This is a genomic window from Mesorhizobium sp. M1B.F.Ca.ET.045.04.1.1 (assembly GCF_003952465.1).
Classification (GTDB): Bacteria; Pseudomonadota; Alphaproteobacteria; order Rhizobiales; family Rhizobiaceae; genus Mesorhizobium; species Mesorhizobium shonense.
Window position 1 is genome coordinate 6,521,267 of sequence record NZ_CP034448.1, and the last position, 19,820, is coordinate 6,541,086.

Annotated in this window: 26 protein-coding genes; 10 read left to right on the forward strand and 16 right to left on the reverse strand. The window is 63.5% G+C overall.

The genetic code is table 11. The annotated features are described in order from the left end of the window. Positions 1-3: 3 nt before the first annotated feature. The 8 genes from EJ071_RS32480 to EJ071_RS32515 form a co-directional block, all read right to left on the reverse strand. The gene (locus EJ071_RS32480; protein ID WP_126101507.1) at positions 4-1,782 is read right to left on the reverse strand and encodes a tetratricopeptide repeat protein; all 1,779 of its coding nucleotides are present in this window, start codon (positions 1,780-1,782) and stop codon (positions 4-6) included. A gap of 188 nt (positions 1,783-1,970) precedes the next feature. Then, entirely contained in the window at positions 1,971-2,387 is a 417-nt protein-coding gene (locus EJ071_RS32485; protein WP_126101508.1) for a DUF1284 domain-containing protein, read from the reverse strand. A 6-nt stretch (positions 2,388-2,393) separates the two neighbouring features. Beyond that, on the reverse strand, positions 2,394-2,993 hold the full coding sequence (locus tag EJ071_RS32490) for a biotin transporter BioY (protein WP_126101509.1): 600 nt from the start codon (positions 2,991-2,993) through the stop codon (positions 2,394-2,396). A 206-nt stretch (positions 2,994-3,199) separates the two neighbouring features. Continuing rightward, complete coding sequence (locus EJ071_RS32495; protein WP_126101510.1) at positions 3,200-3,865, reverse strand: GntR family transcriptional regulator; 666 nt, start codon at positions 3,863-3,865, stop codon at positions 3,200-3,202. A gap of 270 nt (positions 3,866-4,135) precedes the next feature. Beyond that, entirely contained in the window at positions 4,136-4,468 is a 333-nt protein-coding gene (locus EJ071_RS32500; protein ID WP_126101511.1) for a hypothetical protein, read from the reverse strand. A gap of 12 nt (positions 4,469-4,480) precedes the next feature. After that, the gene (locus EJ071_RS32505) at positions 4,481-5,038 is read right to left on the reverse strand and encodes a hypothetical protein (protein ID WP_126101512.1); all 558 of its coding nucleotides are present in this window, start codon (positions 5,036-5,038) and stop codon (positions 4,481-4,483) included. A 70-nt stretch (positions 5,039-5,108) separates the two neighbouring features. Next, the gene (locus tag EJ071_RS32510) at positions 5,109-5,993 is read right to left on the reverse strand and encodes a peptidoglycan-binding domain-containing protein (RefSeq protein WP_126101513.1); all 885 of its coding nucleotides are present in this window, start codon (positions 5,991-5,993) and stop codon (positions 5,109-5,111) included. Positions 5,994-6,029: 36 nt separating this feature from the next. Further along, a complete protein-coding gene (locus EJ071_RS32515) occupies positions 6,030-6,686 on the reverse strand; it encodes a hypothetical protein (RefSeq protein WP_126101514.1) in 657 nt (218 codons plus the stop codon). A gap of 548 nt (positions 6,687-7,234) precedes the next feature. Here EJ071_RS32515 and EJ071_RS32520 point away from each other — a divergent pair. Beyond that, positions 7,235-7,417, forward strand: coding sequence for a hypothetical protein (locus EJ071_RS32520; RefSeq protein ID WP_126101515.1), 183 nt, complete (start codon positions 7,235-7,237; stop codon positions 7,415-7,417). Here the strand turns inward: EJ071_RS32520 and EJ071_RS32525 are convergent. Then, positions 7,410-8,423 carry a polyprenyl synthetase family protein gene (locus tag EJ071_RS32525; protein ID WP_126101516.1) on the reverse strand — a complete coding sequence of 338 codons (1,014 nt, stop codon included), beginning with the start codon at positions 8,421-8,423 and terminating at the stop codon, positions 7,410-7,412. The two genes, EJ071_RS32520 and EJ071_RS32525, sit on opposite strands and share 8 nt — an antisense overlap. Before the next feature lie 159 nt (positions 8,424-8,582). Here EJ071_RS32525 and EJ071_RS32530 point away from each other — a divergent pair, with 159 nt between their 5' ends. The 7 genes from EJ071_RS32530 (at position 8,583) to EJ071_RS32560 (ending at position 12,853) form a co-directional block, all read left to right on the forward strand. Continuing rightward, on the forward strand, positions 8,583-8,807 hold the full coding sequence (locus EJ071_RS32530; RefSeq protein ID WP_059186744.1) for a DUF2007 domain-containing protein: 225 nt from the start codon (positions 8,583-8,585) through the stop codon (positions 8,805-8,807). Beyond that, on the forward strand, positions 8,807-9,601 hold the full coding sequence (locus tag EJ071_RS32535) for a methyltransferase (protein ID WP_189521316.1): 795 nt from the start codon (positions 8,807-8,809) through the stop codon (positions 9,599-9,601). Before EJ071_RS32530 ends, EJ071_RS32535 begins: the two co-directional genes overlap by 1 nt. 107 nt (positions 9,602-9,708) lie before the next feature. Continuing rightward, positions 9,709-10,566, forward strand: a complete 858-nt coding sequence (locus EJ071_RS32540; protein ID WP_126101518.1) for a S49 family peptidase — start codon at positions 9,709-9,711, stop codon at positions 10,564-10,566. 84 nt (positions 10,567-10,650) lie between these two features. Continuing rightward, on the forward strand, positions 10,651-10,836 hold the full coding sequence (locus tag EJ071_RS32545) for a hypothetical protein (protein WP_126101519.1): 186 nt from the start codon (positions 10,651-10,653) through the stop codon (positions 10,834-10,836). Positions 10,837-10,858: 22 nt separating this feature from the next. After that, entirely contained in the window at positions 10,859-11,743 is an 885-nt protein-coding gene (locus EJ071_RS32550) for a 4-(cytidine 5'-diphospho)-2-C-methyl-D-erythritol kinase (RefSeq protein ID WP_126101520.1), read from the forward strand. Continuing rightward, positions 11,743-12,300, forward strand: a complete 558-nt coding sequence (gene moaB, locus EJ071_RS32555; RefSeq protein ID WP_126101521.1) for a molybdenum cofactor biosynthesis protein B — start codon at positions 11,743-11,745, stop codon at positions 12,298-12,300. The genes EJ071_RS32550 and moaB overlap by 1 nt, the downstream gene beginning before the upstream one ends. Before the next feature lie 124 nt (positions 12,301-12,424). After that, entirely contained in the window at positions 12,425-12,853 is a 429-nt protein-coding gene (locus EJ071_RS32560) for an aldehyde-activating protein (protein ID WP_126101522.1), read from the forward strand. Here the strand turns inward: EJ071_RS32560 and EJ071_RS32565 are convergent, their stop codons facing one another. After that, a complete protein-coding gene (locus EJ071_RS32565) occupies positions 12,854-13,828 on the reverse strand; it encodes a hypothetical protein (RefSeq protein ID WP_126101523.1) in 975 nt (324 codons plus the stop codon). 177 nt (positions 13,829-14,005) lie between these two features. Next, the gene (locus tag EJ071_RS32570; protein WP_126101524.1) at positions 14,006-14,509 is read right to left on the reverse strand and encodes a glycosyltransferase; all 504 of its coding nucleotides are present in this window, start codon (positions 14,507-14,509) and stop codon (positions 14,006-14,008) included. 149 nt (positions 14,510-14,658) lie between these two features. Here EJ071_RS32570 and EJ071_RS32575 point away from each other — a divergent pair, with 149 nt between their 5' ends. After that, the gene (locus EJ071_RS32575) at positions 14,659-15,813 is read left to right on the forward strand and encodes a PA0069 family radical SAM protein (RefSeq protein ID WP_126101525.1); all 1,155 of its coding nucleotides are present in this window, start codon (positions 14,659-14,661) and stop codon (positions 15,811-15,813) included. A gap of 197 nt (positions 15,814-16,010) precedes the next feature. After that, on the forward strand, positions 16,011-16,709 hold the full coding sequence (locus EJ071_RS32580; RefSeq protein ID WP_126101526.1) for a ribonuclease HII: 699 nt from the start codon (positions 16,011-16,013) through the stop codon (positions 16,707-16,709). A 221-nt stretch (positions 16,710-16,930) separates the two neighbouring features. On the opposite strand, the gene EJ071_RS32585 is transcribed toward EJ071_RS32580, so the two are convergent. From EJ071_RS32585 to EJ071_RS32605, 5 genes are all read right to left on the reverse strand, one after another. Next, the gene (locus EJ071_RS32585) at positions 16,931-17,422 is read right to left on the reverse strand and encodes a F0F1 ATP synthase subunit B (RefSeq protein WP_059186664.1); all 492 of its coding nucleotides are present in this window, start codon (positions 17,420-17,422) and stop codon (positions 16,931-16,933) included. 10 nt (positions 17,423-17,432) lie between these two features. Further along, on the reverse strand, positions 17,433-18,014 hold the full coding sequence (locus EJ071_RS32590; protein ID WP_126101527.1) for a F0F1 ATP synthase subunit B: 582 nt from the start codon (positions 18,012-18,014) through the stop codon (positions 17,433-17,435). A 62-nt stretch (positions 18,015-18,076) separates the two neighbouring features. Next, positions 18,077-18,301, reverse strand: a complete 225-nt coding sequence (locus EJ071_RS32595) for a F0F1 ATP synthase subunit C (protein WP_027164582.1) — start codon at positions 18,299-18,301, stop codon at positions 18,077-18,079. Positions 18,302-18,381: 80 nt separating this feature from the next. Then, the gene (locus EJ071_RS32600; protein WP_126101528.1) at positions 18,382-19,143 is read right to left on the reverse strand and encodes a F0F1 ATP synthase subunit A; all 762 of its coding nucleotides are present in this window, start codon (positions 19,141-19,143) and stop codon (positions 18,382-18,384) included. A 66-nt stretch (positions 19,144-19,209) separates the two neighbouring features. Continuing rightward, positions 19,210-19,602, reverse strand: coding sequence for an AtpZ/AtpI family protein (locus tag EJ071_RS32605; RefSeq protein ID WP_126101529.1), 393 nt, complete (start codon positions 19,600-19,602; stop codon positions 19,210-19,212). Positions 19,603-19,820 lie beyond the last annotated feature (218 nt).

A 19,820-nucleotide genomic window follows, 5' to 3' on the forward strand; every position in this document is an offset into this window, starting at 1 on the left:
ATCTCAGCCCTTCGGCGGCGCTGTCGGCGGGACCGGCTTGACCTTCGGGGTTTCCTGCGCCGTGTTGGATTCGATCGGCGGCAGGCCCTTGAGCAGCTTCTGCTGCAGGGTGGCAAGCACGTCCGGGTCCGGCTTCAGGTCGCGCGCCTGGGTCCACTGGAAGGTCGCTTCCAGCTTGCGGCCGACGCGCCAGTAGGCGTCGCCCAGATGATCGTTGAGGACCGGATCTTCCGGCTTCAGCGACACGGCGCGCTCCATTTCGCGCACGGCGTCGTCGTAGCGGCCAAGGCGGTAGTAGGCCCAGCCCAGCGAATCGACGATGTAGCCGTCGCTCGGCCTGAGATCGACGGCCTTCTGGATCATCGCCAGGCCTTCCTTGAGGTTCATGTTCATGTCGACCCAGGAATAGCCGAGATAATTCAGAACCTGAGGCTGGTCGGGCTGCAGCTCCAGCGCCTTGCGGAAATTGGGCTCGGCCTTCGGCCATTCCTTCAGCCGCTCATAGGCGATGCCGCGCTGGTAGAAGATATTCCAGTTGGCTGCGGTCGGCGCCTTCAGCTCCTCGACGGCCTTGTCGTAGAGATTGGCTGCCGAACGGAAATCCTCCTTGGAGGAGTAGACGCCGCCGAGTGCCAGATAGCCGCGCATGTCGGTCGGATGCGCATCGACATAGCCCTTGAGGTGCGCGATGGCTTCGTCGTGGCGGTCGATGTCGGCAAGGTTCAGGCCAAGCTGCAGCTCCGAAAGCTCTTTCAACGGCGAGGCGTTCGGAATGCGGCGATAGAGCGCGATCGCGCCTTCACCGTCCTTCAGCTGCTCGGCGACGGCGGCAAGCTGCACGAGGGCGGCGTCGCTGTCCGGCTTCAGCGCCAGCGCATATTGCAGATAGAGCCGCACGAAAGGCTCGCCGCCGCCACGATTGAGCGCGGTGGCGAGGTCGAGCAGGATTTCCGAGGCGCCGTCCGCCGGAGTGGCGACCAGGGGCTCGATCTTGTCGCCCTTGTTGATCCGGTCGCGCAGCGTGGTGATTTCCAGCTTGCCCGGCGCGAAGGCCTCGGCCTGGTTGAGCACCGCGATCGCCTTCGACTTGTCGCCCTTGCGGGCGAGGAACGAGGCATAGGCCTGCGCGTTGCGCATCCACGTCTCGGGCGCGGAGCCGCCGGCGGCGGTGTCGGCCAGGGTGGCGGCGTAGATTTCATCGGCCTTGTCGGAAAGGCCGGCGGCATCGGCGATCAGCGCGCGGTGGTAGGACTTGAACAGGCCGAACCAGTCCGGCCCCTTGAGCTTGTCGATCGAAGCCATCGCCTCGGAGGCATCGCCCGCGCCTTCCTTGGCCCAGCCGTCCATCACGCCGGAGAGCAGCCGGTCGAGATCGGATTCGAGCGAGAGCTTCAGCCAGTACTGGGCCTTGGTGTAGTCCTTCTTGTGGAAGGAATCGACGGCAAGCGCCAGGCGCGAGAAGCGCTCGACATCGGGCACTTCCTTGAGCTTGTCGGCATAGACCAGCGATTCCTCGAAGCGGCCCTGCGCGACCAGTGCCAGCATCAGGCTCTGTTGCAGCTCGGTGTCGTTGGGGGCAAAGGCCAGCGCCTGCTTGTAGTAGGCAATGGCATTGTCGAGATCGTTGTCGCTCTCCGCAGTATGTGCAGCAAGATAGGCGCCCGAGAAGGACGTGATCTGGATCGGTTTGGCGTTTTCCTTGGCATGGGCAGGCAGCACCGAAAGCGCCACACCCGTCAAAAATGCCAGCCTTGTCAGCCAGCGCGCACGTCTTTGCTGCATCTTATCCCTTTCAGCCAGACGGGATCCCGCCCTCGGCGGACCGCCCACAGACTTGACCTTTTCCAGACAAAGCATGGCCTTTTTGGGGACAGGCTTCAATCCGGCGCGAATCACAATGCAATCATCCGGCTTAAAAAACGATGCCGCGCGAGCAAAAAGTCCGGCGCGGGGACACCGACCGATGTTGCCTAAAGGCGCGTGTCGTGAAATCCGCTGCCGGCAACCGCGCTGCACAGGCCGGACCATTCGCAGCCTGAGCACGCCTGGCGCGTCAGGCCGGCGGAAAACGCCTTGCGCATCCGTGACAGGCCGGAAGCGTCCAATACGAGCCGGTCACCGGCCTGGATCGGCCGGCCGAGGAGAGCTCCGACATCGCGCGCGGCGAGCCCGTCCCGCTCGGCGGCGCCCTCGCCCAGGCAATGCGGCTCGGGCTCGTCGAGCATCGGGGCGCAGATGTCGTCCGGCCCGGAAACGATCAGGACCGCCTCGCCCTCGCCCAGCCGCCTCACCACCTTGTCGTAGTTGGCGGTGAAGGCGGACGAGTAACCCTTGCCGACATAGGTCAGCAAGCAGAGCATATGATGGGCGCGCAGCCGGACGGTCATCGCGTCCTACGCGCGTGGGTCGCGCGGTTCCGCCCGATAGGTGGAAAAGAGCTTCAGCGTCGCGGCGCCCAGCGCCGACTTCAGCAGGCCGCCGACGATGAAGGGCAGGAAGCCGAAGGTGATCGCCTTCCCAGAGCCGATCATGGCGGCAAGCCAGGCAGTGCCGAGAACCAGGCACAGAAGATTGCCGATGAGCATGGCGGCGAAGGCGAGCATCACGCGATTGCCGTTCCAGCCGCGTTCGGCCAGCCAGCCGACGACAGCGCCGACGACCGGGAAGGAGAAGAGATAGCCGCCGGTCGGGCCGACGAAATGCTGCACGCCGGCAGCGCCGCCCGCCAGAACCGGGAAGCCGGCCGCGCCCTCGACGAGCCAGGCCGCGATGGTGAGCGCACCGAACCGCCAACCATAGAGCGCGCCGACCAGCGTCACGGCAAAGGTCTGCATGGTCACCGGAACGGGCACCATCGGCACCTCGATATAGGACGACAGCGCCAGGAACAGCGAGCCGAGAATGACGGCGCCGGCCTTCCAGGCGACGGAGCGGCTATCCAGTCTGAGCGGGCTGAAGGAGGGCTTGCGGGTCGAAACGGCGATGTTTGTCACGGTGATGTCCCTAGTTGAGTTGAAATTATAGATAATTTCTGCATTCGATCTATTATCGAATCCACATTTTTGAAGAGATGGCAAGCGTTGCATTGCGGAAGGCAGATCGCACGAGTGGTGAGGCTGAGCCATTCACGGGGCATTGGGGCGCCCAAAACCGACATTTGACTGCGATAGAGCGCAGAAAGGTAGCTGTGTGTGCCTCGCTAGCCGACGATGGCGAAGGCGTCGCGGGTTCTGCCGGAGGCGGTCTTGACCGGTTTCTGGCCGATCCATTGCACATGCCGGCCAAGCGTGGCGGCGGCCGATTCAGTATTGCCCTGCCGGAGCGCGCTGAGAATTGCCCGGTGATCCTGGTCGGTTCGGGTTTCCCATTCGGAACGCCAGGCCGCGAACAGGAAGCGGGCGCTTGCGGCATGCAGATCGTCGATGGTGGAAAGCAGGCGCGGCATGTTGCAGGGCGCCAAGATCAAGCGGTGGAAGGTACGATTGGCCTCTTCCCAGGAACGGACGTCGCGGGATTTGTCGCCCGCCTTGGTGGCTTCCTCGGCCAGGTCGAGGATCGCCGGCGTCAGATGCGGCGCGGCGTGGCGCAGCGCCAGCACCTCGAGCGCCGCGCGCATCTCGGCGACTTCCCTGACCTCGCCGAGGTCGAAAGCGGCGACGCGCACGCCGCGGCGCGGCTCGCTGATCGCCAGGCCTTGCGCCTCGAGGCGGCGGAAGGCCTCGCGCACCGGGACGTGGCTGGTGCCGAATTCCTCGGCGACATGGTCCTGGCGCAGCCGCGATCCGGGCTCGATCGCGCCCGAAATGATGCGGTCCGCCAGTTCCTTGCTGATGCGGACGGCGATCGTGTCCTCTGTGTTGGCCATAACAAATCGGGAATTCAAGACTTTCGCAACCACCGGTCTTAAAGCGCGTCGCGATCTTTCAGATTCGCTCCGTGCGCTTTAGGTTTTTGATTTTACGCATGTCTTTGTCCCGAAACCGGCCCCACTTTCGGGAGACATGCTTTAGCCGCCCGAACAAGACAAGTGTTCGCGCCGATCGCAGGCGGCGGCGATCCGGCACTGGCTCGGGCGCCCACCCCCGCCGCAGCCCTGCGGAAGGGACGGCTGATTGCAACGTGACCGACGCGATCTTTAAATCAACAGTGCAAACCCAGCAGCCTTGTTGATGCTGTCCTTCACGATCGCAAGCGCGCCATTCACGATCTTTTCGATCACGGCATCCGTCATCACAGTCATCATGGCGATCGTGGCGATGACATGAAACCTGGCGGTTCGCAGATGCTGCTTAGCGCGGGCCTGGCTGAGTTCCCCGTCCGCATACGCCTCCACGATCAAGACTATACGCTGCGCCAGTCCCCGCAATTCCACGGTTGCCGCGGTAGCCATTGCCTTCCAGCCGTCCCCTGCCACCTGCGCGGCTTGGGCGACGATTTTGGTGCCGATATCGCCGACATCGAGGGCCATTTCAGTTTCCTCCTAGTATTTTTTCGCGCGCAACGCAGTCAGAGCAACGCGTACCGCCGCGTCGATCTCCTGACTGTCGAGCAATGCAACCGTTGGGGTCAGTTTGCTCGCTTCCCGATGATCGGCCTCAAGATCGCTCTCGGCCATTCGCACGCCGCGCACCACAATCGCGATGCAATTGCCCGAGACATCGAGAGCTTCGGAATCGGCGGCGCCGCCGACCCGCTTTTCGGCATTCGCTATCGCTGCCTGGCTCGTATCGACGCCGGCCGATGCAAGCAGCTGAAGGGCCTTCGACGTGGGACAGGTCCGGCCGCTGAGGACATCCGCGCGAAGCTGCAGATTGGAAAGGCTCGCCGCTGCCGAGGCATAGTATTTTCTGGCTTCATCGGACTGATAGGATCCCTTTGCCGTGCCGGCATTCATCTGCATGCTCTTGATGAACTCCGCCGTCGACTTCTGAAACACATTCAGCTCGTCATCGATGGCCTTGTCGTACGGCTCCCCGATCACAAAGGATGTGCAACCGGACAGAAGAAGGCCAAACACGACGGGCAGGATCCTGTTCATGCGACGAAACATTGATGAAAACCCAAGTTGACCGCTTAAAATCGGCAGTTGCGTTTCAATCAGCGGCCCCTCAATGGCCGATGACCCCGCTTCCGGGCACAACGGCCGTCATGAACCGGTAGGATGAATTGGCCTGATGCCTGGGGTCGGACTTGACCTTCGCCATGAACTGGACATGGCCAGCCCTGGTGTGGCCAACCAGGCACCCTGCGCTGGTGCGACCCAAATCGTCCTTCGGCGCGTCGTAACCCCAATGCTGGTTGACCGCGAAAAGCCCGAGGTCGACGGCGTCGCCCTCGCGCTTGAAGTCCTTGTTCAGGTCGCGATAGACCAGGATTGGCTCGACCTGAACCAGCGCTTCATGCGCCGCGGCCGTGCCGGGGTGATGGGTTCCGACAACCCATGACTTGTACTGTCCGAACGCGATGCGCGCGGCGCCCTTGGGGCTCATCGGATGCGTCGTCCAGTAAAGGCCCGGCTCGGTCGTTCCGTCCCACATCTGCGTAACCGGCAAGCCCGTGGAATCGATGGAAAATACGATCCGCACGTCGTTGAACAGGTTGGGCTTGTTGTCGTTCGGAGTGCCGTCGAGATTGGTCCCCTCAAGATAGACGATATTTAGCGCGAGCGGGTGTCGACAAATCCAGTGCTCCTTGGCGTCCATGTAGGCGATGACATCGTCGAACCAGTCCCGCTTGCGAATGGCCGGAAGCGACGGACTGCCGACGTCCAGAAGCGCCCGGGCCAGCGCCTTGGTAAGACCCTGACCCGTCGAAAGGCCCTTGCGGTAGGCGAATTCCGACAACGCCCAATTTGAGACGCCGCCGAACTTTCCGTCCGCCGGCGGATCGAGGTAACCATGCGTCGTCAGCAGTTGCTGGATCTGTTTCACGAGGTCGATATCGCCGCCGAGGACCGATATCGGGATGGAGTCGGTTACGTCTTCGAGTCTCATCGAGGTACTCCGCCTGCCTCAAGCCACCTTTGCGCTTCATGCATCGGCAGGAAGCAGCAGCGCTCCCGCCTGCACGGATTGATCGAGATGGGCAGCATTGCCTGGATTGGAAGTGTAATAGTCGGTCGCCATCAAATAGCCCCGCATGTCACTCCCACCGACAAGCTGCGGAGGCTTCGGCAGCGGATGCTGCAGATGCGGATCGTCGCCTTTCAGCCATGTCAGGAGCTTTGACGGATGGCCGGACATGTTGATCCACAGCGCAGCATACAACAGAGCCTTGGCGCTGATCTTGCGATGAGCTTTTGCCGCCGCCTCGATACACTTGTCCAGATCGGAATAGACGTCGGCGGCAATTGCCTGGTCCATCGCATCGACCTTCGCACTGCCCGTCTTGAGCGCGTTGTTGACGAATTTTGTATCAGCGCTTGAAAGCGGATTTCCAATCAGGTGCACCGACAGCTTGTCGAGATAGCGCTGAATATCAGCCTTGCTGGCGTCCGCGTCCGCCAATATCTGCCTGAACGTCTTTGTGACGATATCCTGACCAGCGGCGAGATCGCCCTGCATGAATCCGAACGAACCGCCACTTTTTCCTTTGGCGGCGAAGTAGAGCTGGTAAGGGCTTTTCGTGCCGATCTCGTGCATACGCAGCGCGGCACTGATGGCTGCTATGAGCCTGGCTTCCGGCATTCGCCGCCCCCATCGCACGCCAAGCAACCGCTCGGCTATGCCACACACCCCAGGTCGGTCAGGAATCCTCTGCGCTGAACGGGCGCGGCTTATGAATAGCCCTCAATCCCGTTCAACTCAGGCCAAAGAGAAATGCTTTCCGGAGGAATTCGGCGGACTATTCTCTCGCCAACCCCTAGAAACCCAAACGCCCATAGTTATTAAAACTACATCAGTGCTTTAAAGTCAATACTTAAAAACAACCTCTACTTCGGCCTCTGCCAATTGGCTTAAAGCATGTCTCCCGAAATTGGGACCGGTTTCGGGACAAAGACATGCGTAAAATCAAAACCTGAAGCGCATGGAGCGAATCTGAAAGATCGCGAACGCGCTTTAGAGGCAGTTAGTGGCGACATGCCAGCAAACGGCAAGCATCACGATGCCACAGGAGAATATGGCGGCGAGCAGGCTTATGACACACGACTATTTCCCACGAATGCAGGAATGGTTCAGTCGACCAGCCCAATGCATGTCGCCCGAAAAGTGTTCAGCGGTTTTGGGAAAACGACATGCATAAAAACAAAGACTTAATGCATGTCGCCCAAGAAGTGCGCAGCGGCTCTGGGGCAACGACATGCATCAAAACAAAAAGGCTTAAAGCGCGTCGCCTGAATCCGTTTCAGCGCGGCGCGCTTCAAGTCAAGCTGGCCGACACCGCACGCGCTGCCTGCGGTCGGAAGGGTCTCAGCTGACGCGGCTGATGCAGAAGTCGATGACGTCGATCAGCGCCGACTTCTGCGGCGTCGCCTCCAGCGGCGCCAGCGCGTCGCGGGCAATCTCGCCGAAGTGACGGGCGCGGCCGATCGTGTCGGCGATGGCGCCGTGACGGGTCATCAGGCCGATCGCCTTTTCGAGCCCGGCATCGTCGGCGACATTGTCCTCGATGGCGCGCTTCCAGAAGGTGCGCTCGGCCTTGGTGCCGCGCCGGTAGGCGAGGATCACCGGCAGCGTCACCTTGCCCTCGCGGAAATCGTCGCCGACATTCTTGCCAAGGTCCTGGCTGGAGCCGCCATAGTCGAGCGCATCGTCGATGAGCTGGAAGGCAAGGCCTAGGTTCATGCCGTAGGAACGCAGCGCGACGCGGTCGGTGCGGGAGGCCTGGGCGATCACCGGGCCGACCTCGGCGGCCGCCGAGAACAAGGCGGCGGTCTTGGCCTTTATGACGGCGAAATGCTCGTCCTCGGTGGTCTCCAGGTTCTTGGCGGCGGCAAGCTGCATCACCTCGCCCTCGGCGATGATGGAGGCGGCGCTCGACAGGATGTCCAAAGCCTCCAGCGAGCCGACCTCGACCATCATGCGGAAAGCCTGGCCGAGCAGGAAATCGCCGACCAGCACGCTTGCCTGGTTGCCCCAGATCATGCGCGCCGTCTTCTTGCCGCGGCGAAGCGCGCTCTCGTCGACGACGTCGTCATGGAGCAGCGTCGCGGTGTGCATGAACTCGACCGCGGTGGCGAGCTTGACGTGGCCCTCGCCCGCATAGCCGAACATCTGGGCGGCGGCGAGCGTCAGCATCGGCCGCAGCCGCTTGCCGCCGGACGAGATCAGGTGGTTGGCGACCTCCGGGATCATCTCGACGTCGGAGCCGGCCTTCGACAGGATCAGCTCGTTGACGCGTCCCATGTCGGCTGCCGTCAGGTCGATGAGATCCTTGATGGAAGCGGGTTCCCGCTTGCCTTCGATATTCAGAACGACACCCACCACGATCACTCCCGTCCAATTGACGCGCACAACACCCTGGTCCCGGTGGGACTCTAGGTCGGTACAACCGAGCACGGCAAGAGGCGAATTGGCGCGGCTTGGCTGAAACGGGCCTACCTCAACGTTTACATGAACGCCGCAACCTGCGATTTTCATTCCATGATTGAACTCGTCCGCACCAACGACGCCGTCCTTATCTCCTTCGTCGAATCGCTGATGCGCGACGCCGGCATCGCCTGCTTCGTCGCCGACCAGAACATGAGCGTGCTCGACGGATCGATCGGCATCCTGCCGAGGCGCATAATGGTCGACGCCGACAAGGCGGACGCGGCGCGCCGCATCCTGAAGGATGCGGGCATCGAGAACGAAATCCGCCGGAAATAATGGCAGCTTCAACCGCCCTTGCCCCGGACACGCCGGCCCACACGGTCGATGCCTTCCATCGCGGGCGCTTCTGGCTGGTGCAGCCACGGCAAGGCCATCGGGCCGGCATGGATGCCATGATGCTGGCGGCAGCCGTCCCGTCGGCTTTCTCCGGCAAGCTCGCCGATTTCGGCGCCGGCGCAGGCGCTGCCGCGCTCGCCGTTTTGTCGCGCTGCCCTGAGGTGCAAGCGGTGCTGGTCGAGCGCTCCGCCGAGATGGCGGCGTTTGCCGCCGCCACGCTTGCGCATCCGGGCAATGCGCATCTGGGCGGCCGCGCCTCGGCGCTTAAGGCCGACGTCACGCTTGCCGGTCGCGCGCGGGCCGAGGCCGGGCTTGCCGATAATTCCTTCGACTTCGTCATCATGAACCCGCCTTTCAACGCCACCGAGGATCGCTCGACGCCGAACGCGTTGCGCAGGGAGGCGCATGTCGCGGAGGACGGGCTGTTCGAGCGCTGGATCAGGAGCGCCGCCGCCGTCGTCAAGCCGCGCGGCGGGCTTGCGGTGATTGCCCGGCCCGAGCAGCTTGTCGCCATCCTCGATGCGATCGACGGCCGCTTCGGCGATGCCGAGATGCTGTGCGTGCACCCGCGCCCGGACGCGGCGGCGATCCGCATCGTCGTCAGGGCGGTGCTCGGCGCGCGCGGCAAGCTGTCGATCCGGCCGCCGCTCACCTTGCATGGCCCATCGGGCAACGGGCCGACGGAGCGGACCGAGATGATCAACAATGGGCTGGCGTCGCTGTTCGGCGATTGATCAATGGCCGGCAATGCGGCATTGCCGTTGGCTGTGGAATTCCTACATGCCGGGGCAAGGATGAGGTCCCGCCTTGCTCTTTGCACCTATTGCGGAGACAAGCTTTCGTGAAACGCCTCTTCAACCGCCTGCTGCCGAAATCCTGGCGCTCGACAGTCGTCACCATTCCCGTCATCCGGCTGCATGGCACTATCCTGCCCGGCGGCGGCCAGTTCCGGCCGAGCCTGTCGCTCGCCTCGACGGCTGGCGTTATCGAAAAGGCGTTCGGCTTCGACGCGCCGGCGATTGCGATTTCGATCAACTCGCCGGGCGGCTCGCCGGTGCAGTCGCGGCTGATCTTCAAGCGCATCCGCGATCTGGCCGTGGAAAAGAACAAGAAGGTGTTGGTCTTCGTCGAGGACGTGGCGGCCTCCGGAGGCTACATGATCGCGATCGCCGGCGACGAGATCTTCGCCGACCCCTCTTCGATCGTCGGCTCGATCGGCGTCGTTTCGGCCTCGTTCGGTTTCCCGGAACTGTTGAAGAAGATCGGCATCGAGCGGCGCGTCCACACCGCCGGCCAGAACAAGGCCGTGCTCGACCCGTTCAAGCCGGAGAAGAAGGAAGACGTCGAGCGGCTGAAGGCGCTGCAGCTCGAAGTGCACGAGACCTTCATCGATCTGGTCAAGGAGCGGCGCGGCACCAAGCTCAAGGACGATCCGGACCTGTTCACGGGGCTGTTCTGGACCGCCAAGAAGGGCCTGGAACTCGGCCTCGTCGATGCGCTGGGCGACATGCGCAGCGTGCTCAAGACCCGTTTCGGCGAAAAGACGCAGCTCAAGCTGATCACCGCGCCGCGCGGGCTTTTCGGCCGTTTCGGCCTGTTCGGCTCGCGCTTTTCGGCGCCCGACATCGCCGCGGCGGCGGCCAGCGGCGTCATCGATGCGGCGGAAGAGCGCGCGCTGTGGGCGCGCTTCGGACTTTGAAAAAGTGCTGAAAGCGTCTAGCATAATCGCTTGACCGACCCGTACGGCCGGCCTTGCCGCGAGAAACGCGGAAGGAGTTTTAGGATGCCGCAGATCATTTTCTTCGTTGTCGTCGGCGCCGCCGCCTATTTCGGCTATCGCGCTTTTGTGCGCGAGGCCGAGCGTGTGACAGCCAAGATCCGGCGCACCGAGAAACAGACGGCCAACGGCACGATGGGCACGCTAGTCAAGGATCCGAAGACCGGCGAATACCGTCTGGCCAAGGACTGAAGCCATCTCGCCAGCAGCCGACATTCCCGAGTCCGAGGCCAGGTCCCGGACATGGCTTGCGCCTGCCAAGATCAATTTGGCGCTGCATGTCACCGGACGGCGTGCGGACGGCTATCATCTCATCGACAGCCTTGCCGTGTTCACCCGTTTTGGCGACCGGCTGCAGATCGAGTTGGCGGAGCGCGACGAGTTCTCGGTGTCGGGCCCCTTCGCCGCCGGCGTGCCGCTCGACGGCGACAATCTGGTCGTCAAGGCGCGCGAGGCCCTGCGACGGCAAGCCGGCGCGCAGCCGATGCCGCCCGTCGCCATCCGGCTGGAAAAGAACCTGCCGATCGCTTCCGGCATCGGCGGCGGCTCGGGTGACGCGGCGACCGTGCTCAATGGCCTTTCGCGCCTTTGGGCACTCGATATCAACGAACGTGAACTGGCGCGGATCGGGCTGACGCTCGGCGCCGACCTGCCGATGTGCCTCAAGGCAAAGCCGTTGATTGCGCGCGGCATTGGCGAAGAATTATCGCCGCTGGCAGGCTTTCCCGCGCTGGCCCTGGTGCTGGTCAATCCGGGTGTGGCGGTTTCGACGCCAGACGTCTTCAAGGCGCTTTCCAGGCGCGACAACGAGGCATTGCCGCCCCTGCCCGGCCGCCTGGATTTTCACACCATTCGCAATTGGCTCGAGACGACCCGCAACGATCTAGAGCCAGCCGCGCGCGCCATCCAGCCCGCCATCGGCCAAGCGCTCAGCGCGCTGAACAAAGCAGACGCCGCCTTCGCCCGCATGTCCGGCTCCGGCGCCACCTGTTTCGGACTGTTCGAGACCGGCAATGTCGCCAAGCGCGCGGCGATCGAGATCCGCGGCCGCCATCCCGGCTGGTTCGTCGCCGCGACGCGCAGCATGGAGGCTGATTGATGGCGAGGATCGACGAAAGCCGTCCCTTCATCCCCGTGCGCATCGCGGTGCTGACGGTTTCCGACACGCGCGGCCTCGCCGACGACAAATCGGGCCAGACGCTGGCCGACCGGATCGCGGAAGCCGGCCATATACTGGCCGCCCGCGATATCGTTACCGACGACCGGGAAAAGATCCGCGAGAAAGTGCTCGGCTGGTCGAGGGACGAAGGGATCGATGTCGTCATCACCACCGGCGGTACCGGATTCACCGGCCGCGACGTGACGCCGGAGGCGCTCGAGCCAATCTTTGAAAAGCGCATGGACGGTTTTTCGGAGGTCTTCCACCGCATCTCCTACGACAAGATCGGCACCTCGACGATCCAGAGCCGGGCGACCGGCGGCGTCGTCAACGCCACCTTCGTTTTCGTGCTGCCGGGCTCCCCCGGCGCCTGCAAGGATGCCTGGGACGGCATCATCAAGGCACAGCTCGACTACCGGCACATGCCCTGCAACTTCGTCGAGATCATGCCGCGCCTCGACGAGCATCTCAGGCGCGGCGGCAAGCCTGCCTCGTAAAGCATAGGCAAAACAGTCAATCGGCATCCGGTTTGCAGGCGGAATGGCGCTCCCGTCTTCGCGGCGCCATTCCGAAGCCGATACGGGCAAAGTACCTTGTGCGAGGAAACAAGGGACTTTTGCCATGAGCGTTCACAGCGGCGGATGCCATTGCGGCAATATCCGTCTGAGCTTCTCCACCACGCTCGATCCGGCCAGCATGGAGATCCGCGCCTGCCAGTGCTCGTTCTGTACCCGGCATGGGTCGCGCGCTGCCGCCGATCCGAACGGGCATCTGACCATCTCGGTCGAAGACAAGGCACGGCTGCAGACATACCGGTTCGGCCTGCGCACCGCCGACTATCTGGTCTGCCGCGAATGCGGCGTCTATGTCGCGGCGATTGCCGGCGACGGTGACGGCGCCAGGGCGATCGTCATCGTCAACGCGCTCGACGATCGCGAGCGATTCTCTCGCGAACCGATCCCGGTCCGCTACGATGCCGAAAGCCGCGAGCAGCGTCTGGCGAGGCGCCGCACCGCCTGGATGCCGGTCGAAATCCGGGGAATGACCTGATCAGCGAATGACCGGCTCGCCGTGGAAGCGGCGCCGCGATGGCCGCGAGACGCCGAAGCCGATCTCCATCATCAGCCTCGGCGTATGCGCCGGCACCGTGCCCATGTGGAAGCCGAACGGGTCCTCGACGAAGCCGAAACCGGCCTCGCCTGTCAGCGTGACCGGGCTTTGCTGACCATAGACGTCCAGCACCTCATCCGCGGCGTGGCCGACCAGAAGCGTCAGCTGGTGCTTGAGCGCGCGGCGCCTGTGGCTGCCGCGGACATAGACATGCGGGCCGGTGCCGGCATCGCAGGGCTTCAGATAGAAGAAGAACTTCAGCATGCGCCAGTCGTCGAGGTCGAAATGGTATTTGCCGAGCGAGGCGAGGTTCTTGTCGGCGTTGGAAGCCTTGCCGGTCGGGAAGCTCCACCAGACGCGCGTCGTGATCAGCTTCGCCTGGCCGCCGAGATAATGCCGGGCGACGTCGAGCAGCAGCGGATCCTTCTGGATGGCAAGGGCCGCCGGACAATCCAGGATGCGCTCGAAATAGTGCCCGCTGAGCAGCGAGCGGCCGAACCGCTTTTCCGCCTCGTCATGCTCGCCTGGCATGAATTCGAGACGGCGGTCGAAATTGCCGAAACAGGGTGTGCGCTGCGCGAAAGCAGCGATCTCCTCGTGGATCGCCGGCGGCAGCATGAAGCCCGAAAACAACCCATCGGAGCGCAGCGCCTCGACCACGACCCCGCGCTCGATGCCGGTGAATATCGTCTCACCCGCACTGCCGAGCGGACGGGCTCGCTTTGCACCCAGCCAGTGGATGCGGCGCCCCGGCATGGTGCGAGCCAGCACGAACATCGGCAGCCAGGCCGGGTTTTCGCGCAGGTCCTTCAGATAGGTCGGTATGCGCACGACCATGCGCCTGAGCAGGCTGCCGTCGCGGGCGATGGCCTCCAGGCTGGCCGCGCCGGAATTGTCTGGGGGAGCAAGATTCATCGGGGGTCCTCATATGCATTGACGTTCGACGAAGCGACGCCCGCCTATCGCTTCGGCATTACCCAATCCCGATTGTCCCGCATGCCGGGATGCTAACCTCGCCTTTATTTTTGTGCAATGCACAATAAAGCAATGACTGAAATCTGCTGCCCGGCTTTCCTCTTGCGGGCGCCTGCATCACTTCGGCGGCGCCACCCAGATCTCGGCATTCAGCCTCCTGGTCGCGAGACCGCGCGCCAAAGCTTCGGCGCTGCGCGCGCTTTTCGCGATTGCCGCGGCCTGGCGCTTGCTGATGACGAGGCCTTCGGCCAGCGCCCGGTTGCCTGAAAAGACCCGGGCCAGGAACGGCGCGCGATTGGCGCGCGCGCGGGAAAAACGCGCCGGCATCGTCTGCTTGGCCGTGTGGGCGGCGACCTCCTCGATCCAGCCTTCGGCCAGCCGCGCGCCTGGCTCGAGCAACAGCAGCCAGTCGCCCTTGGCCTGGCCGATGCCGTCGGCGACGCCGCCGGCCATATAGTGGCAGCCGGCATGCTCTGCGACGTAATGAGTCTGGTCGGTCGAACCAGTGTCGCAGACGATGACGTCGCGCACCACGCCTTCGACCGCGCCGCCGATCAGGGAGGCGAGCGTGCGGGCAAGACCCTCTTCGTCGTTGCGGGTTTCGATGAGAACGCTGAGCATTCCTAGCCGAATAGCGGAAAGCCGGGCGCGGCGCCAGTTGCGCGTCCTAATCGAAAAAGTTCTTGCTTTGTTCTCATCGACAAAATAGGAATAGTTTCATGAACAGAGCGATTCGACAGCCTGCCGACAGTCCCTGGGAGAGGGCGAAAATGGAACAGATCGTCCGCGCCGATATTGCCGCCTTCGGAGCAGGCAGAGCCGAGATGGCGAATGCCGTGATCGAACAGAGCGGCATGCGCGTTCGCCCCGAGCGCAATCGCGGACGCTCCGCCGGCATCAACCCGTCCGGCCGCTTCGAGCCGGTTAGCCGGCATGTGTTCGACGACGGCTGGAACTCGCTGGAAGAGCTGCCGCCGTTCAAGACGGAAGTGCAGGTCGAAAAGCCGCGCACCATCATCACCCGCAACGAGTCGCCGGACATTTCCTTCGATCGTTCGATCAATCCCTATCGCGGCTGCGAGCATGGCTGCGTCTATTGCTTTGCCAGGCCGACGCATTCCTTCATGGGGCTGTCACCGGGGCTCGATTTCGAGTCCAAGCTGTTCGCCAAGCCGGACGCGGCACGCATGCTGGACAGGGAATTGTCGAAGCCCGGCTACCAGCCGCGCACCATCGCCATCGGCACCAACACCGATCCCTACCAGCCGATCGAGAAGCAGTACCGGATCATGCGCGAGATCCTGGAGGTGCTGGAGGCGCGCGGCCATCCGGTCGGCATCGTCACCAAGTCGGCGCTGGTGACGCGCGACATCGACATCCTGTCGCGCATGGCCGAGCGCGGCCTTGCCAAGGTGGCGCTATCGGTGACGACCCTCGACCGCATGCTGGCGAGAACGATGGAACCCCGTGCGTCGACGCCGACGAAGCGGCTGGAAGCGATAAGGCAGCTTTCGGATGCCGGCATCCCGGCCTCGGTGATGGTGGCGCCGATCATTCCGGGCCTCAACGATCCGGAGATGGAGCGCATCCTCGATTCGGCACGCGCCGCCGGCGCCAGGGAAGCAGGCTATGTCGTACTGCGGCTGCCGCTGGAAGTGGCGCCGATCTTCAAGGACTGGCTCTTGCGGCATTATCCGGACCGCTACCGGCATGTGATGTCGCTGATCCGTTCGATGCGCGACGGCAAGGACTACGATTCGGAATGGGGCAAGCGCATGAAGGGCGCCGGTCCTTATGCCTGGCAGATCGGCCGTCGCTTCGAGATCGCCGCCAAGCGGCTCGGACTCAATGTCGAACGGCGGCAGCTTCGGACCGACCAATTCGTCGCAGGCTCCGGCGCCGGCGAGCAGCTGATGCTGCTTTGACAATTGTGCCGGCCGCAGGAGGCCGGCGCCAAGCAATTCCAGATAAAGCGATTTTTCTCTCTGGAATTGCGATCGATTTCAAGAATCCCGTCCGGCCCTTGTCCCCCGGCCGTGAGACGGTGCCCTCCCGGTCCGACGCCCCATCCGACCCGGAGGGACTTGCGGAGAATCGGAGCCGATGCGAACCTCGCCGCACCATGGCTCGCGCGCGTTCCGATTCTCCGCTTCTGTTCGAAATGGTCGAGAAGCCCGACTTCTCCGTTGAGACGAAGGCGATGGCTGACGGGCTGTGGCCGGTCGCCGGCATGGACGAGGCGGGCCGCGGGCCGCTCGCCGGTCCGGTTGTGGCAGCCGCGGTAGTGCTTGATCCCGCCAACATTCCGGAAGGCCTCGACGACTCCAAGCGCCTCACCCATTTGCAGCGCGAGGCCCTGTTCCTGAAAATCCTGGGCTCGGCGCTCAGCGTTTCGATGGCCTCGATCAGCGCCGAAGGCATCGACAACAGCAACATCTTGAAAGCCAGCCTGGAAGCGATGCGTCGCGCCGCCGCCGGCTTGTCGCTGCAGCCGAAGCTGGCTTTGGCCGACGGCCGCGACGTGCCGCCCGGTCTGCCCTGCGAGGGCCGCGCGCTGATCAAGGGCGACCAGCGCTCGCAGTCGATCGCCGCCGCCTCGATCGTCGCCAAGGTGATGCGCGACCGCATGATGTGCGGCTGCGGCGGCCATCACGAACATTATGGCTTCGAGGTGCATATGGGCTATGCGACGGTCCGGCACCGCACGGCAATCGAGGCGCATGGCCCGGTGGCACGATTGCACCGCGCCTCGTTCGCGCCGTTCAGGCTGGGTGGCGTCGAGGTGCTGGAAGAGGAAGAGAGCTTCGCCGGGCTGGAATAATCTCCCCCCTCGAGGGGGAGATGGCCGGCAGGCAGGGAGGGTCGCCGCGCGTGAAGCGCCAACGCCCTCTTTAATCGTACAAAGCGTCGAGCTCTACGCGCAACGACCCCCTCTGTCGCCTTCGGCGACATCTCCCCCTCGAGGGGGGAGATTATCCGCGCAACAACAAAAAGCCGCCGGGTTGCCCAGGCGGCTTTTTCGATTCCGTAAAGCGAAACTCGTCAGTTCAGCTTGGCCTTCACGTCCTGCAGCGCCGACTTGAAAAGGTCTGCACCGGCCTTGGCGTCGACCTTGGCGGCAAGCAGCGCGCGGGCGGCTTCGACGGCGATGTCGACGGCGCTGGCGCGCACCTCGCCGATCGCTTCGCGCTCGGCCTGGCTGATCTTCTGTTCGGCCAACGCGGTGCGCCGGGCAACATAGTCCTCGGTCTTCTTGTGCGCCTCGGAGGCAAGGAGTTCGGCCTCGCGCTTGGCGGCGGCGACGATGTCGGCGGCCTCCTTCTCGGCTTCCTTGCGCTTCTGCTGGTATTGGCCGAGCAGCTGCTGGGCCTCCTCGCGCAGGCGGCGCGCTTCATCGAGCTCGCTGCTGATCTTGGCCGCACGGGTGTCGAGCGACTTGGCGAGCATGCCCGGCACCTTCAGATAGATGACGGCGCCGAGGAAGATGATAAGGGCAATCGTTGCCCAGAGCGTAGCGAGTGATGTGGCGTCCATGATGCGCTCCTCACCGGGTCGCGGATTTGACCGCGGCCGAGATCTCGGCCTTGTCGGTCTTGCCGCCGACCAGCGCCTCGACGATGGCCGACGTGGTGTCCTCGGCGATCGTGCCGACTTCCTTCATGGCCTTGGCCTTGATCGAGGCGATGCTCGCCTCGGCCTCGCCGAGCTTCTTCTCGAGTTCGGCCTCGAGCTTCTTGCGCGTGCTTTCGGCTTCGCTCTTGGCGGCGTCGTTCGCCTGCTGGCCGATCTTGTTGGCGTTGGCCTTGGCTTCCGCCAGCTCCTGCTCATAGGCGGCAACGGCCGCATCGGCCTCACCCTTCAGCCTGGCGGCATGGTCGAGATCCTGGGTGATGCGGTCGTTGCGGACATCGATGATACCGCCGACGCGCGGCATCACAACCCGCTTCAGGAACAGATAGAAGAGCCCGAAGGTGATGACCAGCCACAGGATCTGCGACGGGAAGGTCTCGGCATTGAACGGCGGGAACGTTTCATGCGCCTCGGCAGGCACGGCGGTGCCGGCATGCGTATCGCCTTCGGCCGCAGCCGGCGCGGACTCTTGCGCAAAGGCAGATGTCACGAACATCTCATTCCCCTGTCCATACGGCGGGGCCGCACCATGCGGCCCCTTTCGTCAGCGTGTGCTTCTTACTTGAAGACCAGCAGCAGCGCGATGAGGAGCGAGAAGATGCCCAGAGCTTCAGTCACGGCGAAGCCGAAGATCAGGCGGCCGAACTGGCCGTCAGCGGCCGACGGGTTGCGGAGCGCGCCCGAGAGGTAGCTGCCGAAGATGTTGCCGAGGCCGATGCCGGCGCCGCCCATGCCGATGCAGGCGATACCAGCACCGATAGCAGCTGCTGCAGTTGCGTCCATTTCAAAACTCCTGTGGTTTTTCGTAATCGTTGCGGTTGGTATGTTGGGTATGCTGGCGCCGGGGCGCCGGTGAAAATCGATCAGTGACTCGGGTGCAGAGCGTCGTTCAGATACATGCAGGTCAGCACCGCGAAGACGTAGGCCTGCAGGAAGGCGACCAGCAGTTCCAGCGCCGTCAGCGCGACGGCCATGGCTAAAGGCAGAACCGAGCCGGCGACGCCGACGGCGCCCAGCGCGCTGAGGCTGACGACGAAGCCGGAAAACACCTTCAGCGTGATGTGGCCGGCCAGCATGTTGGCGAAAAGACGAACCGAGAGGCTGACGGGACGCGAAACGAACGAAATGATCTCGATAGCCACCACCAGCGGCAGAAGATAGCCGGGAACGCCGTGCGGCACGAACAGCTTGAGGAAGCCGAGGCCGTGCTTGGCGAAACCGTAGACGAGGACGGTGCCGATGACCAGGATCGCCAGCGTGAAGGTGACGATAATGTGGCTGGTGACGGTGAAGAAATAGGGGAACAGGCCGATGAGGTTGGCGACCAGCACGAACATGAACAGCGAGAACACCAGCGGGAAGAACTGCATCCCCTGCTTGCCCGCCGCGTCGCGCAGCATGTTGCCGACGAACTCATATGCCATTTCAGAGATCGACTGCAGGCGGCCCGGAATGAGGCTGCGGCTGGCGGTGCTCATGTAGAGGAAGGCGGAAGCAACGACGATCGTCGCGACCATGAACAGAGAGGAATTGGTGAAAGAGATGTCGTAGCCGCCGATGTGAATCGGGATGATCGGATGGATCTGGAACTGGTGGATCGGATCGACCTTGTCAGCAGCAGCCACTTTTAATCCCCGTCAAAGCCACAACCGGCTTCTTAAGTTCGCTTTCGCGCCTTGCGGCGCCTCATCTCATTTCTTCGGCTCGGGCGGCTCGCCGCCCTGACCGAATTGCGGCGCCAGTCCCGCCGAACGCAGGACATTGAGTATACCGGCGCCAAAGCCCAGCAGCAGGCCGACGATCAGACCCCATGGCGCTGTTCCCGCCAGGCGGTCGATGATCCAGCCCAAGCCGACACCGACCACCACTCCGGCGATGAACTCGCTGGACAGCTTCAGTGCCTGACCGTAACCGGTCGCAGCTTTCGCTTCGTCTTTCCCCTCGAGCCGGTCCGTGCGTCTTGATGCAAGCGATGCTTCAAGCTCGCGCCGGCGGCGCTCAAGTTCGTCGTCGCGGATGGCGGCTTCATGCTGTTTGCCGCGGCCGGTTTCTCCGGTTCCGTCTGGCCCGTTTTTGTTGGCCATCGCAACCCCCCTGCCCGGGCAGACTGTCATCGTCCGTCCGCTTCTAAAGTCGCCGGCAACATAGTTAGAGGGTCCGCCCCCGTCAAGCCACGGGCCGAACTTCGAAGTGCTGTATTTTTGCTTTTTAAATCAATGGCTTATTGAGGTGCGACATCGTGCCCGTTATGCCCGCGCGGGGACTCGGCGCGAATCCGCGCGGCAAGCCGCGCCGATTGGTG